The following is a 288-nucleotide window of genomic DNA, read 5'->3' on the forward strand; positions in this document are numbered from 1 at the left end:
AACGAATGGACGGGCCCGGCGGGCGAAACGGTGCTGTCCTTCAGCGTGCTGACACAGACCGCCGACGGCCATGAGCTGTTCCGCCACCTGGCCCTGCCCGGCCAGGCGCCGCGCATGCCCGTCATGCTGCCGGCCACGGCGCTGCTGCTCTGGCTGGATGGCGGACTGAAGGACGCCGAACGACTGCTGCAGCGGCCACCCACCGAGCCGCTGAAGGCTGGGTCCGAGGCTGGCGCCGCGGCCACCCCGCGCGAGCCGGCCAGCTGGTCGGTGCTGCCCGACATGTTT

At 72.2% G+C, this 288-nt stretch carries 1 pseudogene; it reads left to right on the top strand.

The annotated features are described in order from the left end of the window. Window positions 1-288: pseudogene (locus ACG0Z3_RS23325) on the top strand (hypothetical protein); the annotation flags it as partial.

The organism is Pelomonas margarita, from assembly GCF_043555875.1.
In the GTDB taxonomy this organism is placed as follows: domain Bacteria; phylum Pseudomonadota; class Gammaproteobacteria; order Burkholderiales; family Burkholderiaceae_C; genus Pelomonas; species Pelomonas margarita.